Source organism: Bradyrhizobium symbiodeficiens, assembly GCF_002266465.3.
Lineage (GTDB): Bacteria > Pseudomonadota > Alphaproteobacteria > Rhizobiales > Xanthobacteraceae > Bradyrhizobium > Bradyrhizobium symbiodeficiens.
Window position 1 is genome coordinate 3,884,380 of the sequence record NZ_CP029427.2, and the last position, 12,771, is coordinate 3,897,150.

Annotated in this window: 25 protein-coding genes and 1 tRNA gene; 6 read left to right on the top strand and 20 right to left on the bottom strand. The window is 61.1% G+C overall.

The genetic code is table 11. The features are described from left to right. Positions 1-292 precede the first annotated feature (292 nt). Both ligD and CIT39_RS17925 read left to right on the top strand, forming a co-directional pair. A complete protein-coding gene (gene ligD / locus CIT39_RS17920) occupies positions 293-1,213 on the top strand; it encodes a non-homologous end-joining DNA ligase (RefSeq protein WP_094973997.1) in 921 nt (306 codons plus the stop codon). Next, complete coding sequence (locus CIT39_RS17925) at positions 1,213-1,356, top strand: hypothetical protein (RefSeq protein ID WP_155526026.1); 144 nt, start codon at positions 1,213-1,215, stop codon at positions 1,354-1,356. Before ligD ends, CIT39_RS17925 begins: the two co-directional genes overlap by 1 nt. 104 nt (positions 1,357-1,460) lie before the next feature. On the opposite strand, the gene CIT39_RS17930 is transcribed toward CIT39_RS17925, so the two are convergent. The 11 genes from CIT39_RS17930 to CIT39_RS17980 form a co-directional block, all read right to left on the bottom strand. Then, positions 1,461-2,000, bottom strand: coding sequence for a helix-turn-helix domain-containing protein (locus CIT39_RS17930; RefSeq protein ID WP_162308556.1), 540 nt, complete (start codon positions 1,998-2,000; stop codon positions 1,461-1,463). Then, positions 1,997-2,443 carry a DUF4258 domain-containing protein gene (locus tag CIT39_RS17935; RefSeq protein ID WP_094973999.1) on the bottom strand — a complete coding sequence of 149 codons (447 nt, stop codon included), beginning with the start codon at positions 2,441-2,443 and terminating at the stop codon, positions 1,997-1,999. The genes CIT39_RS17930 and CIT39_RS17935 overlap by 4 nt, the downstream gene beginning before the upstream one ends. Positions 2,444-2,579: 136 nt before the next feature. Beyond that, positions 2,580-2,903 (bottom strand): hypothetical protein, encoded by a 324-nt coding sequence (locus CIT39_RS17940; protein WP_094974000.1) that lies wholly within the window; start codon positions 2,901-2,903, stop codon positions 2,580-2,582. Beyond that, the gene (locus CIT39_RS17945; RefSeq protein ID WP_094974001.1) at positions 2,903-3,082 is read right to left on the bottom strand and encodes a hypothetical protein; all 180 of its coding nucleotides are present in this window, start codon (positions 3,080-3,082) and stop codon (positions 2,903-2,905) included. Before CIT39_RS17945 ends, CIT39_RS17940 begins: the two co-directional genes overlap by 1 nt. Continuing rightward, positions 3,082-3,273 (bottom strand): hypothetical protein, encoded by a 192-nt coding sequence (locus tag CIT39_RS17950; protein ID WP_094974002.1) that lies wholly within the window; start codon positions 3,271-3,273, stop codon positions 3,082-3,084. The genes CIT39_RS17945 and CIT39_RS17950 overlap by 1 nt, the downstream gene beginning before the upstream one ends. Further along, on the bottom strand, positions 3,273-4,124 hold the full coding sequence (locus CIT39_RS17955; protein ID WP_148667321.1) for a hypothetical protein: 852 nt from the start codon (positions 4,122-4,124) through the stop codon (positions 3,273-3,275). Before CIT39_RS17955 ends, CIT39_RS17950 begins: the two co-directional genes overlap by 1 nt. A gap of 14 nt (positions 4,125-4,138) precedes the next feature. Continuing rightward, positions 4,139-4,441 carry a hypothetical protein gene (locus CIT39_RS17960; RefSeq protein ID WP_094974004.1) on the bottom strand — a complete coding sequence of 101 codons (303 nt, stop codon included), beginning with the start codon at positions 4,439-4,441 and terminating at the stop codon, positions 4,139-4,141. Next, positions 4,441-4,773 carry a hypothetical protein gene (locus tag CIT39_RS17965; protein WP_094974005.1) on the bottom strand — a complete coding sequence of 111 codons (333 nt, stop codon included), beginning with the start codon at positions 4,771-4,773 and terminating at the stop codon, positions 4,441-4,443. Before CIT39_RS17965 ends, CIT39_RS17960 begins: the two co-directional genes overlap by 1 nt. A 7-nt stretch (positions 4,774-4,780) precedes the next feature. Beyond that, positions 4,781-5,104 (bottom strand): hypothetical protein, encoded by a 324-nt coding sequence (locus tag CIT39_RS17970; protein ID WP_094974006.1) that lies wholly within the window; start codon positions 5,102-5,104, stop codon positions 4,781-4,783. Between the two features lie 75 nt (positions 5,105-5,179). After that, positions 5,180-5,368 carry a hypothetical protein gene (locus CIT39_RS17975; protein ID WP_094974007.1) on the bottom strand — a complete coding sequence of 63 codons (189 nt, stop codon included), beginning with the start codon at positions 5,366-5,368 and terminating at the stop codon, positions 5,180-5,182. 53 nt (positions 5,369-5,421) lie between these two features. Beyond that, positions 5,422-5,616, bottom strand: a complete 195-nt coding sequence (locus tag CIT39_RS17980) for a hypothetical protein (RefSeq protein WP_094974008.1) — start codon at positions 5,614-5,616, stop codon at positions 5,422-5,424. A 117-nt stretch (positions 5,617-5,733) separates the two neighbouring features. Between CIT39_RS17980 and CIT39_RS17985 the strand changes: the two genes are divergently transcribed. Beyond that, positions 5,734-6,048, top strand: coding sequence for a hypothetical protein (locus CIT39_RS17985; RefSeq protein WP_148667322.1), 315 nt, complete (start codon positions 5,734-5,736; stop codon positions 6,046-6,048). Further along, positions 6,045-6,185, top strand: a complete 141-nt coding sequence (locus CIT39_RS17990; RefSeq protein ID WP_155526027.1) for a hypothetical protein — start codon at positions 6,045-6,047, stop codon at positions 6,183-6,185. The genes CIT39_RS17985 and CIT39_RS17990 overlap by 4 nt, the downstream gene beginning before the upstream one ends. Before the next feature lie 16 nt (positions 6,186-6,201). Here the strand turns inward: CIT39_RS17990 and CIT39_RS17995 are convergent, their stop codons facing one another. The 9 genes from CIT39_RS17995 to CIT39_RS18035 form a co-directional block, all read right to left on the bottom strand. Then, entirely contained in the window at positions 6,202-6,432 is a 231-nt protein-coding gene (locus tag CIT39_RS17995; protein WP_148667323.1) for a hypothetical protein, read from the bottom strand. Next, the gene (locus CIT39_RS18000; RefSeq protein ID WP_094974011.1) at positions 6,429-6,674 is read right to left on the bottom strand and encodes a hypothetical protein; all 246 of its coding nucleotides are present in this window, start codon (positions 6,672-6,674) and stop codon (positions 6,429-6,431) included. Before CIT39_RS18000 ends, CIT39_RS17995 begins: the two co-directional genes overlap by 4 nt. Before the next feature lie 512 nt (positions 6,675-7,186). Further along, complete coding sequence (locus CIT39_RS18005) at positions 7,187-7,810, bottom strand: recombinase family protein (RefSeq protein ID WP_094974012.1); 624 nt, start codon at positions 7,808-7,810, stop codon at positions 7,187-7,189. Between the two features lie 126 nt (positions 7,811-7,936). Next, positions 7,937-8,281, bottom strand: coding sequence for a hypothetical protein (locus CIT39_RS18010; RefSeq protein WP_094974013.1), 345 nt, complete (start codon positions 8,279-8,281; stop codon positions 7,937-7,939). Then, positions 8,271-8,627 carry a hypothetical protein gene (locus CIT39_RS18015; RefSeq protein WP_094974014.1) on the bottom strand — a complete coding sequence of 119 codons (357 nt, stop codon included), beginning with the start codon at positions 8,625-8,627 and terminating at the stop codon, positions 8,271-8,273. Before CIT39_RS18015 ends, CIT39_RS18010 begins: the two co-directional genes overlap by 11 nt. A 240-nt stretch (positions 8,628-8,867) precedes the next feature. After that, positions 8,868-9,425 (bottom strand): helix-turn-helix domain-containing protein, encoded by a 558-nt coding sequence (locus CIT39_RS18020; RefSeq protein ID WP_094974015.1) that lies wholly within the window; start codon positions 9,423-9,425, stop codon positions 8,868-8,870. Further along, on the bottom strand, positions 9,422-9,787 hold the full coding sequence (locus CIT39_RS18025; RefSeq protein ID WP_094974016.1) for a transcriptional coactivator p15/PC4 family protein: 366 nt from the start codon (positions 9,785-9,787) through the stop codon (positions 9,422-9,424). Before CIT39_RS18025 ends, CIT39_RS18020 begins: the two co-directional genes overlap by 4 nt. Continuing rightward, a complete protein-coding gene (locus tag CIT39_RS18030) occupies positions 9,784-9,972 on the bottom strand; it encodes a hypothetical protein (RefSeq protein ID WP_094974017.1) in 189 nt (62 codons plus the stop codon). Before CIT39_RS18030 ends, CIT39_RS18025 begins: the two co-directional genes overlap by 4 nt. 334 nt (positions 9,973-10,306) lie before the next feature. Continuing rightward, on the bottom strand, positions 10,307-11,617 hold the full coding sequence (locus tag CIT39_RS18035; RefSeq protein ID WP_094974018.1) for a tyrosine-type recombinase/integrase: 1,311 nt from the start codon (positions 11,615-11,617) through the stop codon (positions 10,307-10,309). 138 nt (positions 11,618-11,755) lie between these two features. Here CIT39_RS18035 and CIT39_RS18040 point away from each other — a divergent pair. Both CIT39_RS18040 and CIT39_RS18045 read left to right on the top strand, forming a co-directional pair. Further along, positions 11,756-11,830 (top strand) — tRNA-Ser (locus tag CIT39_RS18040). Between the two features lie 591 nt (positions 11,831-12,421). Beyond that, the gene (locus tag CIT39_RS18045) at positions 12,422-12,553 is read left to right on the top strand and encodes a hypothetical protein (RefSeq protein WP_274542495.1); all 132 of its coding nucleotides are present in this window, start codon (positions 12,422-12,424) and stop codon (positions 12,551-12,553) included. Positions 12,554-12,771: the final 218 nt, after the last annotated feature.

The window sequence follows — 12,771 nt, forward strand, 5'->3', positions numbered from 1 at the left end:
CGCAAGGTCAGAGGTGGACTCGATTGGCATTGGCTGGTTTCCCACTCGCTTGGACCAGCCTCCTAAGAACACCTGTTTTGCCCGACGCAATGGATAAACTTCGCGTGATCCGAATTCTGACCCGCCTTCGACGTGCTCCGCCGTGGGTGGCGACGGCTCTGAGGCGCTGCCCGGAGCCAAAATAAAAACGCCCCCCCGATTGTTGGTTGTTCCCTACGAGCGAAACGACGGCGCGGGAACCAAACGTCCAGACGAGACTCGAGTCCCTGTGTGTTGCGTCGTGGAGTAATCAGTGGCGTCCCAGCGTAAGAAGGCCGCCCCGATTGGGGAGAAGACGCCTTATCCGGGCTTCGTCGAGCCGCTTCTGGCCGAGATGGTCGAGCGGGTCCCGCGCGGGGACCGCTGGCTCCACGAGATCAAGTACGACGGCTACCGCGCCCAGCTCCACATCGTCGGCGAGGAGATCAAGGTCTTCACGAGGCGCGGCCACGACTGGACCAAGCGCTTCCGCAAGGTCGCCAGCGACGCCGACCCGATCGGTGTCGGCTCGGTCATCATCGACGGCGAGATCGTCGTGCCCGGCGAGGATGGCAAGACCGACTTCTCGGTGCTCCAGAACAGCCTTAGGGGGGCTGCCGAGAACATCGTCATGGTGGCCTTCGATATGCTGTACCTCAACGGGCGAGACCTCCGGAGGGTGCCTCTCGTCGACCGCAAGGCCCTCCTGAAGCCGGTAATCGCGGACACTGCGATCGAGTTCAGCGAGCACTTCGAGATCGACGGTGCCGAGCTATACCGCCGCGCCTGCGAGGCCGGGCTGGAGGGCATTGTCTCCAAGGTCGCCAGCTCGCCATACGCGGGTGGGCGCGGCGACTACTGGGTCAAGACCACCTGCGCCCACCGCGAGACGCTGGCCATCGCCGGCTTCGCCCTGGACGGCAGCAAATGGGACGGCATCTTTGTCGGTCGGCACAAGGGCGACGAGTTCATCTACGCGGGCAAGGTTGACCACGGCTTCGACAAGACCTCCGAGACCGAGTTGCGGAAGCGGCTGAAGCCGCTGATCAGAAAGACGCAGCCCTACACGAAGCGGGTGTCGCACAAGGGCTTCTGGGTCGAGCCGAAGCTGCTGGCGGAGGTCGAGTATCGGGGCAAGTCGGCCGAGGGCAAGGTCCGGCACCCGTTCTTCAAGGGCCTGCGGGAGGACCTGTGATGGCGCGTCTCAACCCCGCCGAGCAGATCGAGCAGAGCTATGATGAGGCCATGGTCGCGCTGGCCGACTACCTGACGCGGGAGCGTGACCATCCGAGGCCGAGGGCGGAGGATGAAGTTGGGATAGACCGACGTTTCGTGTGACAGCATCGCGGCCTTGCCGCCGTAACGTGCACGACGTCCGCAAGGGTTCGCTCATCAACGTCTCGCTCGCAAAAAAAACCCGGCGCCTGCGCCGGGTTTAGCTATCAATGCGCGTACGCGCAAATTTCGTTTTGATGCCAAAGGTGCACAATCTCGGGGTATGACGTGCATCGCTGATAGGTGATATGGCTGGTCTTGTTCTTGGTAGACCTCTGCTCCACCTGCTTGGCAATTTCCTTCATAATTTCAGCCCGCGCATCGGAGGGAGTGATGCAGAGGGCAAACAAAATCCGCATCAATTTTTCAGAAACGGACGGGATTTTCCTTCCCTTTTCGTAGTTCGCAATTGTTTGAACGTCAGTATCAAACCGCTCTGCAAGTTCCTTCTGAGTCAGCTTCATTTGTTTCCGTAGGAAGCGGAACTCAGCCCCCGTCAGCTTTCTCCGCTGAGTTACAATATGGAGGCCAATAGCTTTGTGTAGATCATCCGGCGCATCAATGGTGACAATCCTTCCATAGTCCGGATCGTCCTCTACAGAGAAGCCATTGGCTAGATAAACGTAATCAAGGCCGGATGCCGTGTAATGAAGAGGCGCTCCGTCATACGGCTGGCCCATTACATGGAACTCTGCTCGTTCGCTCATCTGTCTTCCCATTCAACGGTCTTGATTAGGAGCCGTTTGTCCTTAACCACGATGGTCACCACACCCATTTTTCTGGAAGTGCCTTCCGGCGTATCCACGATTTTTACTTTCCACTCTCCCTCATTTGCTCCTGCCTCAATTTCGTCGGCCAAGTACCCCTTCTCCAACGTCTGGTAAACGTCAAAGACGTCGAAACCGCGCTGGGCGAGGCGCTCTTCTGAATGGTCCAAGAAACCCACCCGGCGCTGTTTTGCGAGCGCCCGGATAAGTTCCAGCAGAGCATTTGGCGGTGGTGCCTTCGATGGCCACTTCGCCAGTTTCAGCATCATCGCGTTCACGACGGAGCGCGAAATCTCTGGCGTGGCTCCCGCCGCCTTCGGCGGCGCTTCCGCCAGGGCCGTCTTTACCGGGTTCTCCGGATCGTCACCTGACTCGGCAGCCATTCCAGCCTTCCATACGTTGACCTATAACGGTTATAGGTTCAGAAGGTGCTAAAATCAATGGTAAACATGCCGTGAAGGAACAAATTCCGCCCAATTTTTCGCCATTGGCCAATTCGGCGCCGACTGCAAGCAGAACTCAGAAGCTGAAACACAGCACGCGAACAATGCCTGCATGCCGCACCGCGATCGGCACCGTTGAGCCCTCGATGAGTACGGCCTCGATGATCGCGCCGGGCAAAATGCGCTCGCCTTCCCCTGTCTCGCTGACCTCGTGGCCGGCCTCCCGAAGCTCTTCCGGGAGCGTCGCGCCGGGCAAACATTCAAAGTGCACCTCAGGGGCGCCCGGAATAGATGTCACCCACCCACCCTTAGCGGTGACCAGCGCGTTGATCTCGTCGAACCCTTCCTTGCGATCCCTGATGCGCTTGAATTGCCTCCCCGGAATGAACTTTTCGACCATCACTCGACCCCGTTGATGTAGTCGACCGCACCATCCACGTATGCCTGCAGGAGCCGCCTGACTGCTTCCGGGTCGCGCCGTCGCCCGGCATGCTGCCAAGTCCGCAGCTTGATCATCACCGCGCCATGTAGGTTTTCGAGGTCATCGAGCTGGTGATCGGCCTGTGTCGGGACGGGCATCAATGCACCGGCAGACGCACAGACTCGGCCGCGCATTCCCCGAAGTCGGCCCGGATGGTGTTGATCAGGTCGGCGCGCGTCATCGGGGACGGCTTCTCTCTACCGGCCGTCCTGTACGGGTTCTCGCCGAGGCTATCGCAAAGCAACAGCCAAACCTCGTCATTGACGGCTGGGATGTCGGACCAGCGCATCAGCCGCGCTCCCTCTCGGGATAACGGCCTTCGGCGCGCTCTCTCGCCAGTTTTGCCTTCATAGTCGCGTACAGCCTCTCTCTTTCGGCATCCGACAAGTTCGGATCGCTGAAGCTGTGCCTCGCGATGAAGCGCTCTTCGGCGTTCAAGGTAATCTGAGACCCGCCGCCCATGCGCCGCCCGGACGCCATTGGAACCTCGCGCGAGACCGGCGCAGTCATGGGAATGCTCCGGGCACGCGTTGCCTGAGGTAACGGCGGGAGCTGTTGCACCACCTCCATCGGCATGGCTTGCTCGGCATCGTACGCCTTCCGGTATGCGTCGGCCTCGTCGGCGAGCTGTTCCGCCCCTCGCTCTACACTCGGCAGAGGTGTTTGCGATGACTGCATGCTGTCGACAGCGGCGCGCGCTGCGTCCGCAAGGCGCTGCCTGCGCAACTGCATCTCGCCGCCGACGCTTTTGAGCAGGAAGCCGTTCATGGCCTCGGTGTCGTCGGGAATGCCGGCCTGCAGGGCCTCGGCATAGGCCGCGCGCATCAGCTCCGAGTGCTCAGGCTGCAATAGCTCGGTGTTGCGCTTCAGGAACTCTCGCTTGTGCACGCTCAAGCCGGGCATGGCGTCGACATAGGCCTCGACGGTCATTGGCTGGGGCTCGCGCTGCAACTCCTCGGCGCGGCGCTGGCCCTCGATGGCCTGACGCAGGGCATCGTCGGCAGGAAGTGACAGCGGCGATACATCCGCGCCCGTCATCACTTCCTGCCGCTCGACCTCCGGCACCGGAGGATCAGCGGAGATCGGCACAGCGCCACCGTCGCGATATTTCGGCGGGGCGTATCGACGACGAGTTGCCAAAGTTATCTCCGATGTTAGGCGTTCCGGCGCACGCCGCGCATGAAAGACGAGCCGCCGTCCGTATTGGTGTCCGATTTCGCCTTCACCCGAGCGTCGATCTCCAGGGCACGGCGCGGCTTTGCTGCCGTGTCGTGCAAGACGACATCGCCTGTGTCCGGCAGCCTCATTTCGCCCTTGCTCGCGCGGGAGGCAGTCTTGGAGTTCTCGGCGGCACGCTGACTCCAGCGATCGAGGTTCGCCTTATCACGGGACTCGCCGTCCCAATTTTCCCGACGTCGCGGGTTCGCGTACTCTTTGCATCGTTCAACGCGGCTCACTAGAACCTCCTCGAAATGCCGGTAATCGGCGGGACATCGCCGTCAACGGCTCGGTTGTAGTCGAAACGCTGTTCATGCGGCCGGTCGCCGCGTGCGCGGTCATTCGTGTACTCAACATCCTTGGAGGCCATAAGCTCAGACATTGCGTCGAGAATGGCAGGCCCGTGATATGTGGCCTCCCAATGACGACCCGATGGATGCTGCAATCGCATCTCCCAATTGAACGCGCTTGGCGATGCTTTTGTCGCTGTCACGACGCGGCGGCGTCCATCGGGATCGGTGCCGATGATTTCGAACCTCTGCGGGGATGAGGACCGGAAGCTAAGGGCCATTGGTGCCTCACCGGAATTGATCGCGATAGGTGCCGTTCGCCCGCATCGTCTGATAGCGATGCTTTTGCTCGGCATAGGTGCGCTCGCGCTCGTCATTGGAGAGGTTGCGGTCACCGCTGGACATGCCGCGCGCGATGGCGACCTCGTCGGGCGTGAGCCCATACTTCGATGCGTCGGCGCGGGGCTGCTGCGCTGCGCTGGCCTCGCGGGCCATAATGTCCAACTCCCGCGCGCTCGCTCTCAGGCCCGCCCATTGCTGCGCTGCAGCCGCCATGCCTTCGATATCGTTGCACATTGCCGCCTGCTGATAGGCGACGTTGGCCTCTTGCATGGCGACCTCAAAGCCTTGGACACTTCGCTGGTGGACTTCCCTAAGACTGGGCATTACGCAAACTCCTTGGTTGATCTAGGCTGCATGATCCTGCGCCTTCACCCTCGGCGGCAGCGCGCCGAGCTGATGAAGATATAGACCAATAGCCTCCCTCATGATGCCGCTCGTCGTCTGACAACGGACGTCCGCAATCGCCTCGATTGCCTCTGCGAATTGCGGCGTCACCCAAGTATCAATTCGGGTCGTGAAGCGGGGCTTGCTCATGATCTCTGCTATCGTCCACGTTGCTCTGACATTCGGGTGACAAACGAAAACGTTTACCGTCGATCGTCGTGCGGACGTCCCCCGGCAATTTCCCTGTATCGGGCATGGCAATCGGCCAACTCCCGGTTCGCGTCATTCAAGGCCTTGGTGCCGCCGCCCTTGCGGTACGCAAGCTGGGCGCGCTCGACCTTCTCCCGCGCGTTATGGATGTCCTGCACGGCGTCATCGATCTGGGTCCAGAGGAACATGATCAGGCTCCGATTGCTCTGTCTGACAATTGCCGATACTATCGGAAAACAGAAATTCGGGCAAACCGTAAGGCCAATTGACGGTTTTTGGCCTCAAGAGGTTGATCGAAAATGGGAATGCCGATCACGACGACATTGACAAGCAGCAGCATAGGCCGCGCCATCAATCTCGATTGGATGTCGAGTAAGTTCACGTCGTGGACAGTGACCGGCTCCAGCTCCGGTACGTTTACCTACACCGTTGAAGGCGCGCTCGATGATCTCCAGCCAACGGCAACGGCGAGCGTGGCTTGGTTCGCCCTTTCGTCGGCGACCACCGCGAACAGCTCGCTCAACATCGTCACCGGCCCGCTCGCCGCCATCCGCCTCAACCTCTCCGCCGCGTCGAGTGCAATCGTGACCCTGCGGGTCTTGCAGGGGATCGGGCAGTGAGCGCCAGCGACCCGATCATCACCGAGGCGCGCGCAGCATGGACGCGCATCAAGGGCCGCGACAAGGCGTCCTTCGAGGACTGGTTTCAGATAACGCGGGACAAGCAGCGAGACGGCCCGGGTTGTCGACGACTCTAATCGGAATGTCAGGCTCTCAATTGTCATTGGCCACGGCGCCGATCTTGCGACGCATGATCTCATTCTCCAACTCATCGGCTTCTTGCATGAGCTGGTCGCCCCGTCGTCGGGCTTCTGCTGCCGCACCCTGAAACGCGGAGCGCAGCTCACCCTCCGAAGCGGTCGGGAACATCCGGATGAGACGGGATTCCATCTGCGCGCCGGTCAGCCCTTCCATATCCAAGATCGCCTGAACCATGGCATTCATTGCACTTCCTCCGCGACCACTTCCTCGAACGGCTGCACGACGCCAAGTTCACGGCCGAAGGCCACGGGCTCGACATGGCTGTGCAGGATCAGGTTTGCTTCGAGATCGACGACGTAGAAATCGCCGAGATCGTTCCACCACCGGCTATTGCCCCGAAACATGCGCAGCCGCTGATGTTTCGGTCTAAGCCTGCGGTTGATGCGCTGGATCAACGCGCGCGGCGTGATCGGGGCTTTCTCCATCTGCTCTCCTCCTCGCTTGTGAGGAGGAGAGCTTGCGAGCGGACGACTACGCGAGCAAGGTGCCCGGTGTCCGAGCGCGGTTCGTATCTCAGTTGCGAACCAGAAACCGAGACGATGAGATGATGAGATGATGAGCGGTGACCTGCAGGGAAGCGCGCCTGCGCGTTCGATGAGGGCGGGCCTAATCCGGGCAAGGCCATGGGCGCGCCAAGTCACCACTGAGGCTGTGGCGCGATCTGGGGCGCATCGGCGGAGGCGATGTCTGTGGCCGCATGATGCGAGAACCACGCTCTGGAATTCTTCTAAAAAAATTTTGCGCAAAAATAGGAGCGCAGAGGCGGAGGAGCGGGGGACCTTATTTTCTCAATCGTCGACTGATTAGCGCCCCCCTAGGGGGGGAGTACGGCTCCTCTCCCGGGGGGTGGGCTAAGGCGCTCCCGCCGCGATCATCAACGCGGAACAGCAGCTCCGGCGCAGCGTCAGAATTGCCCCCATGCCTTCCTCGGCGAAGACTATGAAGCCGCCGCGCTCTCGCGCCTCGCGATCTTGAGGATTGTTGCTCGGCTGCATCCGGTGAACGACTGGATTGTGTTCCACGATTGCTTGGCGGCGAGCATCGCCGCGATTTTGGCGTTTCGCTCTGTGTCCTCCGGCCTGCCCTTGTAACGGCCTTCGGCCTTGGCCTTGGCCTGGCCATCGGCCTGCCGACGTCGGCGATCATCGTAGTCCTTGCGAGCAACAGCGGCGAGCATATCGAGCAGCATGCCGTTGATGGCCTCAAACATCCGCCCGGTGAACTCGTCGGTGTTGTTCGTCGCCATCATCCACGACGTCGGCAAGTCCAGCGCGACCACGCGCACGCGCCGGGACGCCAATTCGGCCTTGAGCTTTTCCCAGTCGGCAGCTTTGAGGCGGGACAGGCGATCAACCTGCTCGATGAGGAGCACGTCGCCGGGCTGGCTATCGTTGAGCAGCCGGAACAGCTCCGGGCGGGCCAGCTTCGCGCCGCTCTCGTTCTCGACATACCAAGCCGCGATCGTGAGGCCGCGCTCGGCGACAAAGGCCTTGAGCTGATCGCGGGCGCGGTTGGCGTCCTGCTCATCGGTTGAAGCTCGAAGATAACCCCGGACGAACATTGCGAACCCCCATAGTTCAGTTTGGATGGTTCACATGTTGGTGGTTCAGTTTGAATTGTCAAACACAATTATTGAACCGGGGCTTTCGGTGGTTTCCGACCAGCATGCCCAAATTGAACCAACCATTCAGGCCGCAGGCCGCCTCATCCTCTCCTCAAACGAGACGCGGCGCGGCGCCGTCCGCGCCAGCCGCTTCAGGACGTCGCCGATCTGGACATAGCCGAGCGCTGCCATGAAGCGCCGGGCCTCGTTCAACGTGTCGCGGTGGAAGTCGCAGGCCCTCAAGATCATCTCGGCAGCGAGGCCTTCATCGATGCCGGCCGCGCGCGCATCAGCGGCGAGCAAAGCGAGGCCTTCGGCCAGCGAGCGGATGCGGATGCCGTCATCGGGCGCGTTAGGATCGTCGAAGCGCTCTCGCATGAACGCGACGCCTTCCTGAACCGTCTGCTGGCGCTCGCGATCACGCGGCATCGATCACCTTGAGCTTTGGCAGCGCGGCCGGCGCCTGGTTGCCGAGCATCGCCACGGCGGAGCGGAACGCGCCGAGGACATCCTCCGAGTTGACGCCAACGGTGGCGTTGATGTTGTAGTCCCTCGGCATCAAGCTCGCCATGACGCGGACAAACTGCCCTGGCTCCTCCTGGGCGCAGCGACGCAGCGCCTCGATGCCCATCTCGTCCCATACGTCGCGCAAGTCCTCCAAGAACGCTTCGCCGAGTTTCGAGCGCGCGCCCTTCGGGCGGCCCGGTCCCGGCTTTGCCCCGATTACAAACCGGCCCGTCTTCTTGTCGCGCTCGATGATCTCGCTGTTGCTCATGGCCGTTACGTTACCCGCGACAACCTTGCTTTGTAAGGTGCCGCCCGCAGTTGGTGGTTCGCATCCTGCCGCTACTGCAACCCTGCGGTTGATCTCGTCAGACGGTTCTCATCTTGAAGATGCAAATCTCGGATGTTTGGAGCACGATGTCGGCTGCTCGGCCACGATGCCCTACATGGCGGTGTGACGTCCACCCGGACGCCTTGAGGGCGCCGGGCTCCCTCACGCCGCTGGACTGGACTAGCTGCTTGCCGTTGTCAGTCCCACGGGTGAACCCTTCCATTTCCGCACCCGCTCGTTTGCCGCTCTGCTCTCGGCCTCGATTTTGGCGAACTCATGCACCCCCGGGCTTGAACGAAATTGGGAACGCCGATTCCTAGTGTTCAAGTGTTCTTCATTAAAGGGAGGACAGCAGTTGTCACCTCTGGTGCTGCTTCCTGTCACCTCTGGAGCCCGTTCAGAGGTGACAGCAGTTGTCACCCCTGACTGCGACGGGATCGTGAAGGTGAACTCGACATGCACGTGCTGGCCGGGAGCGCGGCGCTTGATCCATCCTTTTGCCTCCAGGTCATTGCCGGCGCGCATGACGGTGCGCTCGGAACATCCCAGCTCGGCGGCGAGCAACGGGTATCCGGGATTGCATTGCCCCGTCTTGCGGTTGAAGTGCAGCTCGATCAGCACCATTGCCAGCGCAATGGCGCGCGCGGGGTACTTCTCTGACAACGCCGCCTTGGCGAAGGTCTCGACCCATTGACGCTGTCCCGTTGCGCCCATAACAACGATGGGCCGGGCGCTCATGTCGACGACCTCGGCACCAAGCCGAGCTGCACGGCCTTGCGATAGGCCGCACCTGCAGCGGCGGCGAACTTGCCGAGCTGCGCGACGGAGATCGTCACGCCCTTGGTCGTCGGGACCATGTAGCCCGAACTGGCGACGTACTGCCGAACGTCAAGGAACTGGTGCCCGTTGAATTCCTTCAACGCGAATTGAACGGCGCGCGATCGATCGCGCGGGCCGCGCCAAATCGCGGCGAGATGCACCCCTTCTCCCAGTTGTGCTTGTGCGGGTGCTTCGAGATCAGATAGAAAGCCATTGGCGGCACTGCTGCTTTTTTCTGAAATCGAGGCCCTCGCCGGTGCGGTCGGCGGGGGCCTTTTCATTTCGTGGATTCCTCGACGGTGACCTGCCCGGAGACATGTTCGGCCGCTAAACCACGATCAACGAGATAGCGAATTGCGTCGGAAAGGCTTGGGATGCGGGCTTGCGCCCTCCTCCAATCCTCTATCGCCTCTGCTTGCTCCACCTTGAAGCGCGCGAGGATCGCCTCGGAATAGATGATGGCCATCTGGGCCTCCCTGTTTATCCGTTACAGGGAATACGAGCGCCACGTGAAAAACCAAACAGGTCGCTGCGAGCTGCGAACCAGGAACTGCAAGATACGAACCACCAAGAGTGGCCATCCTAGATGTCACCGCGACACCAGCGGCTATAACTGCCGAGTCCCCGCGTGAGGAGATCGGCAATGGCAATTCTCGATGTTGAGGAAGCGAGCGCTTACACCAAGACGCCGGTCTCGACGCTGAACAAACTCCGCCTGTTCGGCGGCGGCCCCGTGTTCATCAAAAAAGGCCGGCGCGTGCAGTACGACACGGCCGACCTTGACGGCTGGATTCAATCCCTCAAGCGGAAATCGACTGCCGACGCCGGTCCTGCTTCCTCGGGGCGAAGGCGACGACGTTCTCGGGCGTCGGAGCGGGCGCAGGAGTTGGAGCCAGCAGGCTCCTGATGTGCGCAGCGAACCGCTCGATGGCCGCCGCTTTTTCGGGACGATAGGTCCACACGTTATACACGCCATCGATCCCCGGCATCTTGTGCCCGGTCACCGCCTTGGCATGGGTCTCGGCGATGCCCAGCGACACCATTAACGTGCGACAGGAGCGACGCAGGTCTCGAATCTGCCAAGGCTTCATCGGCCCACGGCCCTCTCGCTTCCTAATCTGGTTGATCTTCTTGTCGAGCACCTGTTTCATCTTGCTGAACCCGGAGATAGGCACCGCTCCCCTCGTGGTTGAGAAGACGAACCAGGAATCGCTTTTGCAGCCGGCCGGCTTCTCGTTCACCAGTGCCCGCAACGAAGGCGTGAGCGGGATCACATGATCGACGTCGGTCTTGTAACGGTCGCTCGGGATCACCCAATCATCACGCGCGAATTCGACCGTGTGCATATTGGCGACTTCACTCCGCCTGCCGCCGCACAGAAGGACGGTTTTCCAATAGTTGCGGGCAGGCTGCGCCAGCTCATCTGCGGCCCGCCAGAAGTCGACGATCTCATCAAACGGAAGGAAGCGGTCTCGACTCTTCTCCTTCCCGCCCGGCTTGGTCCCCGGCATGGGCTGCGTCGTGAACCTCTCATCCCGGTCCCGCCACCATTCGAGGACCGTTTTGAGATGGGTGTAGACGCGGTTCGCCATTGGCAGGCCGCCCTTGGCGCCGCCGTGCACCTTAACCTTGTCGAGCATGTCGGTGATGCTGCCGCGCGTCTTGGCGGTACGGGTCAAGTCATAGACAGGGATGTCGCCGATCTCCGGCAGAATGTGGCGCTCGAAGATGCCGGCGATGGCATCGCGGCTTCGGAGCGGTTTGCCGCCCTTGGCGACGGCGGCATACTTCGTGTCCCATTCTGTGTAGACGAACTTCACGGTATTGGTCGCCCGTGCAGCCTCGATCTCTTCCTCTGCGGCCGGATCGCCACCATCGGCGACAGCGCCAGCCTTGATCTTGGCGGCCCGCCTCGCCTCCTCCACCGTCACCGAGCCGTAAAGACCCAGCTTGAGCCATCGCCGGCCGCCACCCGGCGCGGTGTACTGGAACCCAAACGTTACCGTCCCGCTTGGCAAGCGACGCGCGATGAAGCCCCTTATCTCGGTATCGCTGATGAACTCGTTGGCCGGCAAGTCGTCGACGGCCGTCTTCGTGATCTTGGCCTTCATGCTCCTGCCCCCCTTGGCGTGCAACGCTGGTGCAACGCGTGCAACGAAAACCGGTGTTGCATGCGGACATTCACGGAAAGACAGGGAAACTAAAACAACCCTGCAATTCAAAGCGATTCTGTGATTATGCAGATTTTGGAGCACGTTACAAATGGGGGCCTGGCATTACTTTTAATCACGGGGTCCTGGGTTCGAGCCCCAGCGCGCTCACCAAATTGTCCGATGAATTAGCGAAAGTCGCGGGGCGCAAGGCACAATGTGGGCACGCGCAAGCCTTCTCTTAGCGGCTGCGAACCACATTGACGCCAGCACTGGAATATCAGCCCACTGCCGCCGGCGAGAGACTTCGCCTTCGAGCAAGATCAGCGCCATCTTAAGCTTCAAAAAGAGTGCAACCGCTTCCTCTGCAGCGCAACGGCTGCCGCTTCGCGATCTAATTCTACTTTTGCCATCGCTCCGCGATAGGCCATGATTCCGCCGACTAGCGCGATGCAAGCGTCAATCATGGTTTGCCAGTCCTTCAGCTTGAAGTCGGCATCGCGAGCTATAGCGATCACGATCGTTGCCGTGCAGATGAGAGAGGCCGCCGTGGCGATGCCGGGCCATTCTGGCTTCTCCCGATCCTGGCAAAGTCTTTCAACGCCACGGTGGTCGCTCCATGTGCAGCCCCAGCACCAACTGTGCTGAGACTGCGATGGCGGTCAGCTACCGACCAGAACGGCAATTCTTCATCGGCGCGAAGACGTCGGCAAGCACATCGCCGCGCCGAAGAACGAGCACGCGGCGCCGGAATGGCAGGCCGCAATGCAGGCGCTGATCCTGGAGGGCGTGGCGTTCGAGTACGATGTGATTGGTACGCCAATTCGACAAACGGAAAAGCCGCAGCGCGGTTCCAGCCCCACTGCGGCCCATCCCGGGCAACTTGAAATTGATTGATGCTTAAATCTCGCCGGTGTTCTCACAGTAGAACACCCCGTTCCAAATAAGGACTCCGTACAACTACCGGAGTCCGTTGTTCCACGAGTTGTCATTAACGGCGGAACATGGCACGGCTCGCTCTTCCAGCCCCAATGCTCCCGGCTGCCGGTTCAATTGCGGATCAGAGCGCCGGGAGTGCTCGGCCTTCAGACTGAGGGCTATACGTTGAGCTCGCG

Excerpts from the sequence above, each read along its gene's own strand:
- CIT39_RS18000 (WP_094974011.1), bottom strand. The coding sequence starts at position 6,674 with ATGGAGAAAGCCCCGATCACGCCGCGCGCGTTGATCCAGCGCATCAAC.
- CIT39_RS17995 (WP_148667323.1), bottom strand. The coding sequence starts at position 6,432 with ATGAATGCCATGGTTCAGGCGATCTTGGATATGGAAGGGCTGACCGGC.
- CIT39_RS18020 (WP_094974015.1), bottom strand. The coding sequence starts at position 9,425 with ATGAGCGCCCGGCCCATCGTTGTTATGGGCGCAACGGGACAGCGTCAA.
- CIT39_RS17935 (WP_094973999.1), bottom strand. The coding sequence starts at position 2,443 with ATGGCTGCCGAGTCAGGTGACGATCCGGAGAACCCGGTAAAGACGGCC.
- CIT39_RS17985 (WP_148667322.1), top strand. The coding sequence starts at position 5,734 with ATGCCGATCACGACGACATTGACAAGCAGCAGCATAGGCCGCGCCATC.
- CIT39_RS18035 (WP_094974018.1), bottom strand. The coding sequence starts at position 11,617 with ATGAAGGCCAAGATCACGAAGACGGCCGTCGACGACTTGCCGGCCAAC.
- CIT39_RS18015 (WP_094974014.1), bottom strand. The coding sequence starts at position 8,627 with ATGAGCAACAGCGAGATCATCGAGCGCGACAAGAAGACGGGCCGGTTT.
- CIT39_RS17950 (WP_094974002.1), bottom strand. The coding sequence starts at position 3,273 with ATGCGCTGGTCCGACATCCCAGCCGTCAATGACGAGGTTTGGCTGTTG.
- CIT39_RS17925 (WP_155526026.1), top strand. The coding sequence starts at position 1,213 with ATGGCGCGTCTCAACCCCGCCGAGCAGATCGAGCAGAGCTATGATGAG.
- CIT39_RS17970 (WP_094974006.1), bottom strand. The coding sequence starts at position 5,104 with ATGCAAGAGGCCAACGTCGCCTATCAGCAGGCGGCAATGTGCAACGAT.
- CIT39_RS18025 (WP_094974016.1), bottom strand. The coding sequence starts at position 9,787 with ATGAAAAGGCCCCCGCCGACCGCACCGGCGAGGGCCTCGATTTCAGAA.
- CIT39_RS18005 (WP_094974012.1), bottom strand. The coding sequence starts at position 7,810 with ATGTTCGTCCGGGGTTATCTTCGAGCTTCAACCGATGAGCAGGACGCC.
- CIT39_RS17945 (WP_094974001.1), bottom strand. The coding sequence starts at position 3,082 with ATGCCCGTCCCGACACAGGCCGATCACCAGCTCGATGACCTCGAAAAC.
- CIT39_RS18010 (WP_094974013.1), bottom strand. The coding sequence starts at position 8,281 with ATGCCGCGTGATCGCGAGCGCCAGCAGACGGTTCAGGAAGGCGTCGCG.
- CIT39_RS17930 (WP_162308556.1), bottom strand. The coding sequence starts at position 2,000 with ATGAGCGAACGAGCAGAGTTCCATGTAATGGGCCAGCCGTATGACGGA.
- CIT39_RS17940 (WP_094974000.1), bottom strand. The coding sequence starts at position 2,903 with ATGGTCGAAAAGTTCATTCCGGGGAGGCAATTCAAGCGCATCAGGGAT.
- CIT39_RS17965 (WP_094974005.1), bottom strand. The coding sequence starts at position 4,773 with ATGGCCCTTAGCTTCCGGTCCTCATCCCCGCAGAGGTTCGAAATCATC.
- CIT39_RS17975 (WP_094974007.1), bottom strand. The coding sequence starts at position 5,368 with ATGAGCAAGCCCCGCTTCACGACCCGAATTGATACTTGGGTGACGCCG.
- CIT39_RS17980 (WP_094974008.1), bottom strand. The coding sequence starts at position 5,616 with ATGTTCCTCTGGACCCAGATCGATGACGCCGTGCAGGACATCCATAAC.
- CIT39_RS18030 (WP_094974017.1), bottom strand. The coding sequence starts at position 9,972 with ATGGCCATCATCTATTCCGAGGCGATCCTCGCGCGCTTCAAGGTGGAG.
- CIT39_RS18045 (WP_274542495.1), top strand. The coding sequence starts at position 12,422 with ATGCAGGCGCTGATCCTGGAGGGCGTGGCGTTCGAGTACGATGTGATT.